The organism is Sorangium sp. So ce1504, assembly GCF_051521635.1.
Taxonomy (GTDB): domain Bacteria; phylum Myxococcota_A; class Polyangia; order Polyangiales; family Polyangiaceae; genus Sorangium; species Sorangium cellulosum_B.
The window spans coordinates 12443822-12459144 of sequence record NZ_CP150365.1; the positions used below are offsets into that span (position 1 = coordinate 12443822).

7 protein-coding genes are annotated in these 15323 nt (G+C 67.9%); 2 read left to right on the top strand and 5 right to left on the bottom strand.

Annotated features, from left to right (window positions below; all coding sequences use genetic code 11):
* Window positions 1-162: 162 nt before the first annotated feature.
* A complete protein-coding gene (locus WMF39_RS46895; RefSeq protein WP_437742927.1) occupies window positions 163-1263 on the bottom strand; it encodes an LLM class flavin-dependent oxidoreductase in 1101 nt (366 codons plus the stop codon).
* Window positions 1264-1772: 509 nt separating this feature from the next.
* Between WMF39_RS46895 and WMF39_RS46900 the strand changes: the two genes are divergently transcribed.
* The gene (locus WMF39_RS46900; protein ID WP_437742928.1) at window positions 1773-3224 is read left to right on the top strand and encodes a peptidoglycan-binding domain-containing protein; all 1452 of its coding nucleotides are present in this window, start codon (window positions 1773-1775) and stop codon (window positions 3222-3224) included.
* Window positions 3225-3419: 195 nt separating this feature from the next.
* On the opposite strand, the gene WMF39_RS46905 is transcribed toward WMF39_RS46900, so the two are convergent.
* Entirely contained in the window at window positions 3420-5894 is a 2475-nt protein-coding gene (locus WMF39_RS46905) for an AAA family ATPase (protein WP_437742929.1), read from the bottom strand.
* A gap of 593 nt (window positions 5895-6487) precedes the next feature.
* Here WMF39_RS46905 and WMF39_RS46910 point away from each other — a divergent pair.
* Complete coding sequence (locus WMF39_RS46910) at window positions 6488-8017, top strand: sigma-54-dependent Fis family transcriptional regulator (RefSeq protein ID WP_437742930.1); 1530 nt, start codon at window positions 6488-6490, stop codon at window positions 8015-8017.
* Between the two features lie 226 nt (window positions 8018-8243).
* Here the strand turns inward: WMF39_RS46910 and WMF39_RS46915 are convergent, their stop codons facing one another.
* From WMF39_RS46915 to WMF39_RS46925, 3 genes are all read right to left on the bottom strand, one after another.
* On the bottom strand, window positions 8244-11174 hold the full coding sequence (locus WMF39_RS46915) for a Kelch repeat-containing protein (protein ID WP_437742931.1): 2931 nt from the start codon (window positions 11172-11174) through the stop codon (window positions 8244-8246).
* 252 nt (window positions 11175-11426) lie between these two features.
* A complete protein-coding gene (locus tag WMF39_RS46920; protein ID WP_437742932.1) occupies window positions 11427-14498 on the bottom strand; it encodes a tetratricopeptide repeat protein in 3072 nt (1023 codons plus the stop codon).
* A 194-nt stretch (window positions 14499-14692) separates the two neighbouring features.
* Window positions 14693-14974, bottom strand: coding sequence for a hypothetical protein (locus tag WMF39_RS46925; RefSeq protein WP_437742933.1), 282 nt, complete (start codon window positions 14972-14974; stop codon window positions 14693-14695).
* Window positions 14975-15323 lie beyond the last annotated feature (349 nt).

The window sequence follows — 15323 nt, forward strand, 5'->3', positions numbered from 1 at the left end:
CCGCCTTGAACAGGCAACCAGCTACGCCGGCTCTCGGAGGTGAAGCCGGGGCGTGTCTTCGCCGAGCGAGCACAAGCGGATTTCCTGGCCAGGATGTCTCGATGCCGAGCCCGAGCGCCACTTCGACGTGGGCTCAGCGGGCCAGGAACCATGACCGCGGGATCAGCCAGGCGGCCGGCGGACGCCCAGGTCGACGAGGCGTGGCATCACTTCATCCTTGAAGTACGAGAACTCGCTGGTGTAGTCGATGAATCCGAGGGTGAGGCCCCGGACGCCCGTGTCACGGATGCGCCGGATCTCCTCGGCCACATGGCCCGGATCGCCGACGATCGAGTAGTGCCCGTGCGCCGCGGCGAATCGCTGCCGGAACATGGCGTAAAACTCCGGGGAGAAGGACTGACAGCCCATCCCGAGCAGCTGCATGAGGTTGTCGGTCGCGGGCCAGTCGGCCATCTCGCGGGAGAAATAATCGTGGTACTCCTCGGCCTGCTTCCGGGTGGGACGACAGACGATGCAGGCCGTCGTGTACACGTCGATGGAGCGACCCGCGCGGCGCGCTGCCTCCTTGACCGTCGCGACCTCCTCCCGGCACGCCTCGGGAGAGACGAGGATGTTGAACAGCAGATCGCAGCGCTCGATCGCGAAGGCCCGGCCGGCGCTGGACGTCCCCGCGTTCATCAGGGTGATCTTGCCACGCGGCTTCGGCTCCCCGATGAGCCCGGGAAGGTCGAAGAATTTGCCCCGATGATGGCCGGGCCCGTTTGCCGTCCACAGCGCGCGCATCACGTCGAGCCAGTCCTTCGTGTACTCGTAGCGCTCATCATGCTCGCGCAGGGGAATGCCGAACATCTCGAACTCTTCCTTGTCCCAGCCGGTGACGATGTTCAGGCCGACGCGCCCGGGGCCGATGTGGTCCATCGTGGCCAGGTGCTTCGCCATGACGATGGGGTGCACGAAGGGCGTGTGCACGGTCGTGAAGACCTTGATCCGCTTCGTGATCGCGAGGATGCCCGCCGCCCAGACGATGGGGTCCAGCGTGGCGCCCTGAGGGTCGGATTCGCCGCCGTAGCCCTTCCAGCGCGCGAATGGGATGTGGAAATCCAGGCCCGCCGCCTCGGCTGCGAGCGCCAGGTCGCGGTTGTTCTCCCAGGTGGGATACCAGCGCTCGGGGACCTTCGACATCGAGTGGCCCGTGCCGTTCGGGCCGAACATCCCTAGCTCCAGATGCCCGCCCTCCGCTGCTGCTCCTGCGATCGGTTTCATGGCTGATCCTCCGGCCGGCATCGTCTCACGCCCTGCGCTGCGCGCGAAAGAGGGCACATGCGGCCGAGCGCGGCGCAGCTCGCGCGAGCGCGTTGCCAGCCTGATCCGCGCTGGACGACCGGTATATCGACGTGCTGTGTGGGCTCGGGCGCGCGCTCCTGGCGGGACGGAATGCGGCGTTGAATCCGTTCAGTGGTCAAACTCAGGTCTTTGCGAGAGGCCAGATCATGGATGCGCTGCGGGCGCTGGATGCCTTGCCCGCCGAACAGAGGGCGGCTGTTGCGCTCGTGTGAGCTCCAGCAGACGCTCGGCAAGAGCTGAAGGCTCTTTGCACCGGGCGGATCGTCGCGACCCGAGGAGAGAGATAGAAAGGAGTCCCACGATCGAGAGCGCGACTTCGCGGTGCCGAACCAGCGCGCACCGCAGCGCCGCCTGACGCGCGCACCGACGGGCGCGGCGTGGTATCCTGGGACGGATCCAGCGCGCCTGGTGATCGCAGGAGGGGACCCATGGGGGACAGCGGGAACACAGGGCTCGGCGCCCCCGAGCTCGCGTCGAACGAGGTGTTGAGCGCGGTCGCGGCGGGCGCGGCGACGCTCGCGCAGGGGGCGCACGGCGACGGCGTGCGCGTCCTGCAAGAGGCGCTCGGCAAGATCGGCGAGGCGATGAAGGCCGACGGCTCGTTCGGGCCGAAGACGCACGCCGCCATCGTCGCGCTGCAAGCCGCGGAGGGCCTGCCGCAGACGGGCATCGTGGACGCCGCGACGATCGCCGCCCTCGACAGGCGCCTCGGAGCCCGGCGCACGGTGGCGCTCGACGAGGCCATGGCCAGGGCCGCGGGGCTCAGCCCGGAGGAGGTGGCGGCGCTCGGCCGCAAGCCGTCCGCGGTTCAGGCGTCCGCCGTGGCCTCGCGCCACGATCAGGGCTATTTCACGGACGCGAACAGGCTCCCGCGGGTCGTGCCCGGGGCCGAGCCGGACCCGGACTCGCCGCCGCCCGCCGTGGACTCCGTCGGCGATGGGCTTGCGACCACCGCTGCCGGCGCGCTCGCCGCCGATCGGAGCGCGCGCCTCGACGAGGTCCGGCGCGCGCTCGGGGGCGACGCGCGCGCGCTGGCCGCGCTCGACAGGCTGCTCGCCGCGGGCCGGCTGCACGCGGGGGCGCTCCTGCCGAACCTCGCGACCATGGCGGGCGTCCGGCGCGATGGCAGGCTCGTGCTCGAGGGCGGCATCGATCCGCACCTCGTGCTCGCGCAGGCGATCCGGCACGCGGACAACCCGCTGCGCGTCAAGCAGGGGGCGCGCCACGGCACCTGCGGCGCGGGAACGATGGAGTACGTCCTGCTGCGCGCCGATCCGGCCGAGTTCACGCGGCTCCTCGACGGGATCACGCGGGAGGCGGGCGAGGTGACGCTGCGCTCGGGCCGCGTGCTCAGGATGCCGCGCAACGCGATCCAGCGCGACGCCTCGGGCCGCATCGACATCGACCGGCTGTTCCAGTCCGCGCTCATGAACCACGCGACCCTGATGAGCTGGATCTTCGATTACGACAACCCCGAGGACAACGACTCGTTCTGGGCTGCTCTGGGGGGCGACTCGCGCGTCCCGCTCGGCAATTTCACGAGCCTGTTCCAGGACATCATGGGCGGCAGCTATACGAGCGTGTCGGCGCTGCTGCGCAGCGGGGCGTCCGTCGCTGACGATGTCGCTGGGGCCCTGGGGCGCGGGGAGAAGGTGCCGGTTCTCATGAAATGGGAAGGTGGGTATCACTGGGTCGCGGGCGAGAAGATCGAGAGGGGGTCCGACGGCGCGCCTGTCTCGGTGATTCTGCGCAATCCTGCGGGGGTGGACAGCTGCCAGGGGATCCCGCCCCGCGCGCCGCTGCCGGAGGGGTGCGGGCGGTTTCGGATGAAGTACGCCGATCTTGCGGCGCATATCCATGGCGCGACCATCAGGGGGTGAACCTCGAGGGGACGCGGGGAGGGGAGACTCGCAGGCGGTGGAGTGAAGGCGGGCCTTCGACGTGTGGATGATGTGGTGATGGCGTCGCCTTTTCGAGGGGAGCGGGAAATGAGCCACCTCGACAACACGGAGGTCGAGGCCCTTCATCAGGAACCGTCTGCGACGCGGGAATTGCCTCCATTGAATCGGCCACGGTCACTCGTGCGTGCTCGGAACGATCACCGTCTCGCGCTTCTCCGCCGCTTCCGAAGCAGTGACAATACCGACAACCCTGGCCGCAAAGTGGACCCTATCCGTTCTGCGAATCTCGACATGACCACGTTCGCCCCACGGATTCTCTGGATTATCCGCCGAAATCTGACAGAGCCAGCCACCAGATACCAACTCGTGCACCCTGACCCTCTTAATTGTGTAGGCCCTGAGCTCAATGTCATCGTTAATTGCTATGACATATATTTCGTCATGCTTAACCCGGGAACAGAACGAGTCTTTCGTGATCTTGTCCTTGTTGTCATTCACGGGTTCCAGGTATACCGAATCAAGAAAATCCAAGGCCACAACGTCGCCACTGGCCAGAGTGTCTTCCATTGAGTCGCCTGTCACTATAGCGAATGCGCTCGCGCGCGATCCTTCTATGCGGAACAACTGGGCAGCTTCGGATATATCGGGGGAGAAATTCGGTCCAGCAGGTAGCCTAAAGATCTGCTCGACCCGATGAGCTGCCTGAATTACGTGATCGGGAACATTCAGCTTCCTTAGCTGGTTTCGAAGATTGCGCTTTGGTGCCTGCTGGAGTGCCGTGGTCGCCAGGTTGCCAACGGCAACGTCGTCTTTCGTTGGACATAGGCGCTCAATCTTTTCATGTAACACATGCTCAAAGAACTCGCGCAGTGGTTGGTCAATGACCTCAGTGGACTCGATCGCAACAGTGGCCTTCCAGGGCTTGTCGCGTGTCCAGCTCTTGCCGAACATTTGCTTCTCAAAGTTCGGTCGATGAACAAGACGACAGTCCTGTAAGGGCAAAAGGGCTCCAATCTGGTCGTTTGCTCGTGTGGCCTCGTCTGTATCATCTTCATCATGTACCACGCGGTACTTGATCCCGAACTCATTCAGAATGATCTGAAACGCGGGAATCGTCCACTTCCCCCTGCAGTTGATGACAGCAACAGATCTGCGTGCCGCAAGGTAAGTAGGCCAGTGAATCTCTCCGATGTGGCATAATCTTCTGGCAATGGCATCGATTGCTGCAATCTCGCAGTCGCCCTCGACCAATGTGACCTTGCTTGTGAAGAAGACCTCGTTGGCGGCGGAGTCGAAGTTTAGAATCATTCGCAGCCTAGAGCGTCGCTCTTTGTTCCCTTCGTCCTGGCCAAATATGTCTCTTGCGAGCTGAATCGTTGCTGGGCTGCCAATTCCCTTCTTGACAATAACAATGCCGTCATGGCGATCGGCGAGGTCGAGAAAAACGGGCGAGTGCGTAGTGCAGATTACTTGGCCCACACCGCTTTGAGAAATTCTAAGCAATGCGTCTCGCATCCGGCGGCACATCTCGGGATGTAGATAGATTTCAGGCTCTTCAATGAGAAATAGTGTTCTAGAGGCATCGGAGCTTCCAATGACCCGTAGCTGTTCGGCCCACATCTGAAGCAAAGCGAGCACAATCGAGCGCTGTGCACCGTGCCCCTGGTGCTCTGGACGGGTCGAAATGTTACCATCGAGCACCCGAAATTCGGTTTTGCTCGCCAGGTCTGAAGTTACATCCGGTGCAATAAATCGCAGATCTGCACAAATATCTATCAGCTCTTTAAGTTTGGAAGTGATCTGCGATTCTACGCTCGCTACGATCTTGTGCTTGCCGTCTGATGCAAAGAGCTGCTCGAGTTCCTCTGCTGCTCGGCGAAATCGGATCACTCTTTCGTGCTTCGAGAGCTGCTGCTCGAACAGTGCATTGACAATTTTTCGAACGGCAGACTGCTTCTCGCTAACATTCGCTTCGGCTCCGGTCTCACGAAGCGCCGGTACCCATATCACGGTGGGAAGCACAGAATCGAGATTTGACAGGTTTCCGCCCGGATTCGGTGACCATGGCTCTGTCTCTTCGATGAGAGGCGAATTTAGCTGCACCGCGGCACGAAGGTAACTGTCTTTGCTCGGTCTAGATAGTTTCTTTGCTCCTGCTGCATCTGCTGCGTCAACAATCGCATTCCATTCTGGTCCCAGGTTTGCGAACTCTGCTTTTGACTTCAGCTCGGGCCACTCGCGAAATCGGTACTGCCTGTCGTTGGGGCTGTATGCGAAGGACTCGGGGGCCACCCCGGGTGCTCTCCACACCTTCTTTATTCGGTATTTTTCGATGCCGCCATCTGTGAATAGGTGGGCCCTTACGGCATGCTTTTCCTTGTCGGCCTCGGTGAGTTTGTCGAATTCCAATTCGACTTCGATCGGTCCGATCGATGGATCAAGGTTCCGAAACTGATCGATTGTTGGTTTGCTGCTGCCGGGGCATGCCAATCGAATCGCCTCAAGGATGGACGACTTGCCTACGTTGTTTTCTCCAACGATCGATACGAAGTCCGCTGATCCTTGTCGCCTTTCATCTCTTGCAGGAATCGTGAGCGACAGCTCTTTGATCGACTTGAATCGTTTGATAGCAACCTGTGACAATCTCACACGTGTACGGTAGGCGCGCTGAGAGGGTGGTGTCTACTTTTCTCGGCGTCGACACGTGCGCGGATGAATCGGGTCGTCTAACTTATGGAAATACCAGGTGTTCTATATGTCATGATCGTCTGGCGTTGAAAGGATGTTCAGGTGGTGCGTGGCGGGCTGCTCGCCGAGAGGTGTTGGCGCTCAGGATGGGTTATGCGCCGCCGAGCAATCTCATCGATGACCATCGCGAGCGTGCGCAGCAATACCCGTCAACCGGGAGCAGTAGGACACGAACGGGCAGGTTCCCGTGAGTTTTGATGCGTGGAGGACGTGAACCGGCCGGTGGCAGGCGCTAACCCCGCAATCTCTGGTCTGCCGGACGATTCCATGACGCTTCCGGCGGTATCCTCGGGGCCCCCGTATCAGGCAGCGCAGGCGACCCCGCCCCGACCCGATGCAGCCCGGACCACGCCGCCGGCCAGCAACTCGCGCCAGGCCAAGCCGCGCGCGGGCGACCAGCCATTGGCCGCGACGCTCCCCGGCGGAACCGCCGACGCCACGGGAAATCGCTCTGTGCACCCTTCCCCCCTCATCGTACCCTGAGCGCTGCGGCCATGGATCTCTACCCCTCGCTCCTTCAGATCGTAAGGATCCTCCTCTCGGAGGACGACGACGCGAAGGCCCCCGAGCTCGTCCTCCGCCGCGTCCTCGAGGCCACCGGCGCCGACCGCGGCTTCATCGTCGTCCGTGAGGACGGCTCCTACGAGCAGAAGTTCGCTGTCCACTTCGACAAGGCGAAGATCTCCGACAAGGAGCGCAAGTTCAGCCGCGGCCTCGTGCGGCAGGCCATCGAGACGCGGCAGATCGTCCACCTCTCCAGGGACGCCGACGAGCCGCGCTCCTCGCTCCTCAAGAGCCTCGAGGAGTCGGGCGCGTCCGCCGCGCTCGTGGCGCCCCTCGCCCACGGCGCCGATGTCTATGGCGCGGTCTACGTGGAGTACAAGTCCCGGGCCGCCAGCGCCGAGGCGCTCCGCTTCGTCGCCGAGTTCGCCGAGCTCGCAGGGCTCTTCCTCAAGCGGGCCCTCGAGCGCGAGGCGCTGCGCCGCCGGAGCCAGCGCCTCGAGCGCGATCTCTTCGCCCGCTACGATTTCGAGGGCATCGTCACGCAGGACGCCAGGATGCTCGCGCTCCTCAAGACGGTCGCGCAGGTGGCCGACTCGGACGCGACCGTGCTCGTCCGCGGGGAGACGGGCACCGGCAAGGAGCTCATCGCCCGCGCGCTCCACGTGAACAGCCCGCGGCGCAGCAAGGCCTGCGTCACGCTGCACACCTCGGCGCTGCCGGGCAGCATCCTCGAGTCGGAGCTCTTCGGCCACGTCAAAGGCGCGTTCACCGGGGCCGACCGGGACCGCGTCGGGCGGGTCGCGTCGGCGCAGGGAGGCACGCTCTTCCTCGACGAGGTCGCGGAGATCGCGCCCGACGTGCAGGCGAAGCTCCTGCGCTTCCTGCAGTTCGGAGAGATCCAGCGCGTGGGCTCCGACCGGACCGACAAGGTCGATGTCCGCGTGATCGCGGCGACCCACCAGGATCTGCCGGCGCTCGTCGAGGCAGGGAAGTTCCGGCGCGACCTGTACTTCCGGCTCAAGGTGATCGAGATCGAGATTCCGCCGCTGCGCGAGCGCGCGAGCGATGTCCCGCTCCTCGTCGAGCATTTCCTCCGTACCTGCTGGAAGCGCCCCGGCGAGCGGCCCCGCTTCACGGAGCGCGCCGCGCGGGCGCTCCGCGAGCATGCTTATCCGGGCAACGTGCGCGAGCTCGCCCACGTGGTGGAGCGCGCGTGCATCCTGGCGACGGGGCCGGAGCTCGACGTGGATCTGCTCCCGTCCGATGTGGCTCAGCCAGCAGGACCCGGGCCCCTGGCGCCGCGCTTCTCGCGGCTCTCCGCCGACGAGCTCGATGCGGCGCGCGAGGCGGGCGTCGCCGAGCTGGAGCGTGCGTTCCTCGTGGCGCTGATGGATCGGCACGGGGGGAACGTGTCGCAGGCGGCGCGGGAGTCCGGGTTCAACCGGACCTACCTGCAGAAGCTCCTGGCGAAGCACCGGGTCGCCGGCGCAGGCGGCCGGCGCCCTGCCTTCGATGGGTGACGGACGCCGCCGGCCTTTGAGCCGCCAAGCCGGATGCGCCGGTCTTGACCGGCGCGTCCGGCCTGGTGGTTCGCTCCCCCGGCCGACCTCCCGCAATAGAGCTACCATACGCTCGGGAACCTGCCGGAGCCCGAATGGCTCACCCACAAATTCTTCTGAGGAGGCACTTCCCCATGCATCGAAGGGGCCGCCTTCACTCCACAGCCTGCGAGAGCCTTCTCGCGTTTCAGCGCCTGCGGCGGCGCGCGAAGAGGGCGCCCAGGGCCACGAGGGCCGCGAAGCCGCTCCCGCTATTCTCCGCGGATCCGCGTGCGGCGCGGCAGCCGTCGCCCGGCTCTTCGCCGTCGCCGGAGCCGCCGGTGCCGCTCACGCCACCCATACCGCCCTGACCGCCGGAGCCGGCCATTCCACCGGCGCTGCCTGCGCTTCCGCCCTCGCCCGCGCTTCCGCCCTCGCCTGCGCTTCCGCCCGCGCCTGCGCTTCCGCCCGCGCCTGCGCTTCCGCCCGCACCTGCGCTTCCGCCCGCACCTGCGCTTCCGCCGTCGCCTGCGCTTCCGCCGGAGCCGCCGGAGCCGCCCATTCCGCCGGACCCGCCGTCGCCTGCGCTTCCGCCGGAGCCGCCGGAGCCGCCCATTCCGCCGGACCCGCCCGCGCCTGCGCTTCCGCCGCTGCCCTCCGGGGTGACGCCGCCCTCGTAAATCTCCGTGCTTGCATGCGCCTCGGGGTCGCCGTCCCCGGACGAGCAACCTCCCAGTAGCCCCCCGAAGACCAGGACGCGATTGCCATCGAGCAGCACGGACGACGGAGAGCTGCGTAGCCTGCTCAGGTTCGGCACCATCGACCAGCCATTCGTCCCGGGGTCGTACACCGCGGCGCTCCGGAGGTCGCACTGGCTGCCGCCCGTCCATTCCGTGCCGCCCGCGATGAGCACCATTCCGTTTCCGAGCAGCGTGGCCGTATGACGTCGGCGCGCGACGTCCAGGGGCCCGGTCACCGTCCAGTCATTCGTCGCCGGCTCGTAGACCTGCGCGTGCGCGACGTGCGGCGCGCCCATGACCAGCACCCGACCATCACCGAGCAGCGTCGCCGTGAAATCGGCGGGCGGCATGAGCAACGCCTGCGTCGGCGTCCAGGTGTTCGTGGCCGGGTCATACCGATCGGCGCCGTTGCCGCTCACCACGAGCACGCCGCCGTCGAGCAGCCTCGTCGCCTGGTGCCCGGAATGCGCGAAGGTCAGCGTCCCCGCCGGGGAGAACGTCCCCGTGGCCGGGTCGTAGAGCTCCGCCGTCGCCGGATTGCCAGCGCCGCCGCTCACCAGCACCTTCCCGTTTTGCAAGAGGACCGCCGAGTGCCCCGAGCGCGAGACGCCGAGCGAGCCCGTCGCGTCCCAGGATTTCGTCGTCGGATCGTAGAGCTCGGCGACCGCCGTCCCGCCGCCCACGACGAGGATACGATCGTCGGGGAGCCGCAAGAGAGCGACGCTCGGATCGTGGTGCGCGACCATGGCGCCGGTGAGCATCCACGTATCGCTCGCCGGATCGTATGCCTCGGCCGTCGACGGAGAATCACCGCCCACGACGAGGATCTCGCCGGTCGAGACCCGGATCGACGCGGGCTTGCGGCGCGCCTGCGAGAGCGACGCGACGCTGCTCCAGGCGTTCGTCGCCGGATCGTAGAGGTCCGCGGACAGGGTATCGTTCCAGTCGTTGTCGTACCCGCCGGCCACGAGCACGCGGCCATCGGCGAGCTCGGCCCACGTGCCGTCTTGCCGCGGCACGGGCATGTTCCCGGCCGGCGTCCACGGGGACTGGCAGCCGACCGGCAACGCCCCGACGCAAGCGCCCGCCTGGCAGACGCCGTTCGCCGTGCAGCCGTCGGCGCTGCCGCAAACGGCTCCGCTCAGCGGCGTGCAGGTGCCGTTCGCCGACGCGCCTGCGCTCACCGCGCACGCGTCACACGAGCCCGCGTCACACGCGGCATCGCAGCAGACACCGTCGACGCAGAAGCCGCTCGCGCATTCGCCCGCGAAGAGGCAGGAGTCGCCCGGGGCCGCGAGGGTGAGCCTCTCGACGGTCGCGCTCCCGCCGCCGGCCACGAGCACCCGCCCGCCTGCGAGCGCCGTGGCGGTGTGGCGGCTCCGGTCCATGTTCAGGTACCTGCCGAGCGACCACCTCCCGCTCGCCGGATCGTAGACCTCCGTGAGCGCGCCGCCGCCAGCGACCAGCACCCGGCCATCGGCGAGCGGCGTGGCCGTGTGGTTGTGGTGGGTGACGTTCATCGGCGTCGCGGTCGTCCAGGTATCGCTCGCCGGATCGTAGAGCGCCGCGCTGCGGTTCGTGGAGGAGAACCCCTCACCACCATAATCGGTGTAGCCGCCGGCGACGAGCACCTTGCCATTCGCGAGGAGCGTCGCGGTGTGCCCTTCCCGATTCTGGATCGAGCCCGCGGCGGTCCACGTGCCCGTAATCGGATCGTAGATCTCCGCGCTGCCGATGGGGTCGCCGGATGCGTCCACCCCGGCCACCACGAGGACCTTGCCGTTCGGCAGCAGCGTGGCCGTATGGGAGGAGCGCACCTGCGCCAAGGGGCCCGCGTCGGTCCACGTATTCGTGACGGGATCGTAGATCTCGCTCGAGCCCATCACCCACTCTTCGAACTCGCCGGCGGCCACGAGGATCCGGCCATCGGGCAGGAGCGTCGCGGTGTGGCGTTCGCGCGGCGTGACGAGCGGCGCGGCGAGCGTCCATGCATCCGCGGCGGGGTCGTAGATCTCTACGACCTCGGTCACGCCGCCGGCCACGACGACCCTGCCGTCCGGAAGGAGCGTCGCGGTGTGGCCGGTGTGCAGCGTGCTCATCGGCGCGACGAGCACCCATGTATTCGTGGCGGGGTCGTACACCTCGGCCGTCTCGCTCGCTCCGCCGGCCACGAGGACCTTCCCGTCGAGCAAACGTGTCGCCGTGTGCCTGCTCCGGGCGACGTTCATCGGCGGCGCCATGTCCCAGCGTGGCGCCGTGAGCGCGGCGACAGCCGCCCCGATGCCTTGCTCCTTCACGCGGCTTCGCGGGGTATCGGCCTCATCGCATCCGAGCGCCGCAGCGAGCGGCGCGACGAGGATGACGGGGGCGAAGCGGCGCAAGAACAAGGCTGAACGCATGCTCGACGATAGCAATCTCGATGTTCTGGCTGTCAAGAAAAATGGGCTCCTCCGTAGAATCTGAGGGAGAGGGGTGAAGTCATTCCCGCAGTCCGTTGACCACGCGATGGATACCCTGCCTCACTCTCACCTCGCCAAAGTCGATGGCGATCGCGAGCTCGAGATTCGAGAGCCGCGGGTAGGTGAGGGCGCAGGATAGGGGAGTTCCCCTGCCGCCCGCTCGGGAGCTCCTCCCCGAGCGCGGCCCCCCTTTCACCGAGCGCCGCCGTGCTCCGCGAGCCACCCGTTTACCGCCGTGAGCGCGCGCTTCGCGTACTCCCCCTCTTCGGCCGCATAGGCGTCGCGCGCCTGGGTCGCGAGCTCGACCGCCCGCTTCCGGTCCCGCGCCGAGCCCCAGAGCGCCCGGGCCGCGTGGAAGCGCGTATCCGCGAGCTCGATCGGAGAGACGCCCTCGCTTTTCGCCGCATAGATGGCGAGCGCCCGCTCGGCGAACGGGCGCGCCTTTCCCGGCTCGCCCTTCTCGTTGTAGGCGCTGGCAATCCCGGTGAGCATCGACGCGACCGCATGCGAGCTCGGGCCTAAGGCCTTCTCCTGGATCGCCGCGGCGCGCTCGAGGCGCACCAGGCCCTCGGCATACCTCTTCTGCGCGACGAGCGCGCTCCCCAGGTTGCCGAGCGAGGCGGCCACGTTCGCGTGATCCGGGCCGAGCGCCTTCTCGCGGATCGCGAGCGACCGTTCGTAATAGGGCGTCGCCTCGGCGAACTTCTGCTGCATCTCAAGGACGGCCCCGATGTTGTTGAGCGATGACGCCACGTCGGGGTGATCGAGGCCGAGCGCCTTCTCCCGGATGGCGAGCACCCGCTCGTGAGCACGCCTGGCAGCGTCGGTCTCGCCGAGCATGACGAGCGCATTGCCGAGGTTGTTGACGGAGGCCCCGAGAAACGGGTGATCGGGGCCGAGCGCCCTCTCCTGGATGGCGATGGCGCGCTCGATCCGGGGCAACGCATCTCGGTATTTGCCCTGGGTGTTGAAGAGGCGACCCAGGCTGTTGAGCGTGAGCGCGACGCTCGGATGAGAGGCGCCCAGCGTCTCCTCTCGGACGGCGAGCGCTCGCGTGTAGGCGCGCTCGGCGTCATCGAACCTCTCGAGGTGGAGGAGGACGGTGCCCAGGCGGCTCCACGTCGCCCCGACCTCGGGATGGCTCGGGCCAAGGGCCTTCTCGAGGCCGGCCAGGGCGCGCTCGACGTGCTGCGCTGCTTCGCCGTACTTCCCCTGCTCGTCGAGCACGCTGCCCAGCGTGCCGAGCAGCCGCGCGCTCGCCAGCGTGTCGCCCCCCGTCCGCTCGACCGCGCCCTCGGCGGCCAGCTGCAGCGCGAGCGCGTCGGCGTGCCGGCCTCCCAGGTAGCCGACCACGTAGATGAGCTGCGGCCATGCCTCCGCCGCGAGGGCGTCGTCCCTGGCCCGCGCCGCCGCGCGCAGCGCCTCGCGGAGCGCCGCCTCCGCCGCCGGGGCGTCGTGCGCGTCCCGCGCCGCGCGCCCGAGCATCAACAGCGCCTCCGCCTCGATCTGGGCGTGGTCCGCCGCGCGGGCCTCGTCGGCGAGCGGCCGCGCGAGCGCGAGCGCGTCGCCGAACTTGCCGGCCTCATCGAGGGCCCTGACCTCGGCAAGGCGACCCCGCAGCGCGTCGATGCGGGCCCGCGCCGCGGCGTCGGCGGGCGGCGGGATCGCCGCGGTCAGCGCGCCCGCGTCCGCGCAGCGCTCGAGGCCCGGGAGCGCGAGCGACGCCTCGATCGATCGATCGAGCACCTCGGCGTCCGCCCCGTGCGCGAAGAGCGCCGTGAGCGCCCCCATCTCCTGGCGGCGGCGCTCCAGGCACAGCGTCCGGAGATCGAGCAGCCCGGCCGACTGATCGCCCCTCACATGCGTGGCCTCGCACGAGTCGGCGTACATCGCGACCCACGCGCGCGCTCGATCGCCCAGCGCCTTCTCCACGCGCCGGTACGTGTCCTCCGCGTGCGGCCGCCCGGTGCCGGCGAACGCTGCCCGCACCTTCGCCATCGTCGCCTCGTCCCAGACGCCCGCGAGCCTCGCCTCGCCGCCCTTGCAGAGCCTGTCCGCAGGCTGCCGCGCGAAAGCGAACGCGAGCAGGCCCGCGAGCGCGAGGCCCGACGCCGCGACGAGCCCGCGCCTCCACGCCGCCGCCGGATCCTTCGATAGATCGGCGAGCAGCCCGTCCATGTCGGGGTATCGAGCGTCCCGGTCGACGGAGAGCCCGCGCTCGAGACAGCGGCGGATCCGCGCCGGCATCTCGGCCCCTCGCGGCGGCTCTCGCACCCGCCCGAGCGCCACGTTCTCGCGCAGCTCGTCGTAGGTCGTGCCGGCGAACGGACGCTCGCCCGCGAGCGCCTCCCACAGCGACACGCAGAACGCATACTGATCGGCCCGCGCATCCGCGGCCTCTCGCCGGTGCTGCTCCGGCGCCATGTAGACGGGCGTCCCCAGAAACGAGCCCGAACGCGTGAGCGCGGCCTCGATCCCCGCCTCCGCGCCGCCGCCGCCGGCCTCGCCCTCCGCGAGCCCCGCGAGCCCGAAATCGGTGACGCGCACGCGGCCGTCGGCGCCGACAAGGACGTTGTCGGGCTTGAAATCGCGGTGCACGAGCCCCGCGTGGTGCACCTGCGACAGCCCTTTGCCCGCCTGGAGGAAGGCCGCCACGACCTCCGAGGCGGGCCGCCGCTTCTCCGCGCAGAACGCGCGCAGCGTCCGGCCGTCGACGTGCTCCATCACCACGCGCACCTGCCCGGCCGAGGCGTCGACTTCGTGCACCGTGACGACGTTGGGGTGCTTGATCCTCGCCATGGCCTGCGCCTCGCGGACGAGCCGCGCGAGCGCCGTCGCCGCGCCCGATCGCCCCAGCACCTCGGGCCGCAGCACCTTGATCGCCACGTCGCGGCCGAGCACGTGATCGCGCGCTCGCACCACCACGCCCATGCCGCCCTCGCCGAGGCGATCGAGCACCTCGAACCGGCCGAGCTTCGTGCCCGGGCGCAGATCGAGCGACGCCTCGGCCCCGGGCGGCGCCGGAGGCACGGGCGCTCCCCCGTCCGGGACGACAACCGTGCTTGCGAGCGGATCGATCGTGACGCTCGAGGACACGTGCTCGTCGCGGGAGGTCGACTGCCTCGACGGGGGCTCGTCGGCGGTTGTGGAGCGCGACCGCGGCTCCTCCGAGAGCAGCGCCTCGCAGCGGGTGCAACGCGGGTTGAAGGGTGAGTTCTCCGCGCTGCACCCCGGGCAGATGATCACGCTCTCGCCCAGGCTCACAGGACCCTGTGTAGCATGCCGCGTCGCGGCCTGCGTTCCCTGCGTCGCCCTCTCCAGGGTGGTGGGGTACTTTGACTGACGGTGGGTCTTTTGAACCGCCAAGGCGCCGAGGGCGCCAAGGATAATCCCAATCATCTTGGCGTCTTATGGCGCCTTGGCGGTTCCGTCATCCCGGCAGGGCGGGGGAGAGGCGACTACCAGCAGGTCGGCTGACCCTGGCAGCACCCGGGCTCCCCGGGCTCGCAGGTCTGCTCGTCGCAGTCCGCCAGGCAGGCATCCCGCTCGGCGGTGCACAATTCGGGTTCTTCGCTCGACCGGATGCAGGCCAAGAAGAACCTGACGCACCGGCCCTTGCAGTTGATCAACTCCTGGCTCGCCTCGCCCACCTCGACGTCGGGGGATGGCTCCTCGGCGACCTCGACCTGACAGCCGAGCAGGGTGATGCTCGCGAAAAGCGACGCGAGAAGGATGGACATCGATCGTTTTGCAACGTGAGTGAACATTCGACTCTCCTCGATGGTGACCGGACAGGTGGAACTGCGATGTCGTTGACGTCGACAGGAGCTCACGGCGAGCGGCCCTCTGCGCGTCGACCCGCGCGCAACGTGCATTGCCCGTGGGTTGAAGCGGCGCTGTCGGCGAGAAACGAAGCGTCCGGCGAAAGGTTTTGCAGATGCCATGCCACGGCGAGCGGGCCGGGTGTCCGTCGGCGAGCTCCCGCGTTTGCGCCGAAAACGAGGCGTATCGTTCCCCTGTCTCCGGAGCTGAGCACGAGGCTGCCGAGCCCCCTGTCTCTCTGGAGGAGACACCTGTTCCTCGCGGAGA

Bases quoted from the DNA above. Each gene is read 5' to 3' on its own strand.
- WMF39_RS46895 (WP_437742927.1), bottom strand. From the start codon at position 1,263: ATGAAACCGATCGCAGGAGCAGCAGCGGAGGGCGGGCATCTGGAGCTA.
- WMF39_RS46900 (WP_437742928.1), top strand. From the start codon at position 1,773: ATGGGGGACAGCGGGAACACAGGGCTCGGCGCCCCCGAGCTCGCGTCG.
- WMF39_RS46910 (WP_437742930.1), top strand. From the start codon at position 6,488: ATGGATCTCTACCCCTCGCTCCTTCAGATCGTAAGGATCCTCCTCTCG.
- WMF39_RS46915 (WP_437742931.1), bottom strand. From the start codon at position 11,174: ATGCGTTCAGCCTTGTTCTTGCGCCGCTTCGCCCCCGTCATCCTCGTC.
- WMF39_RS46925 (WP_437742933.1), bottom strand. From the start codon at position 14,974: ATGTCCATCCTTCTCGCGTCGCTTTTCGCGAGCATCACCCTGCTCGGC.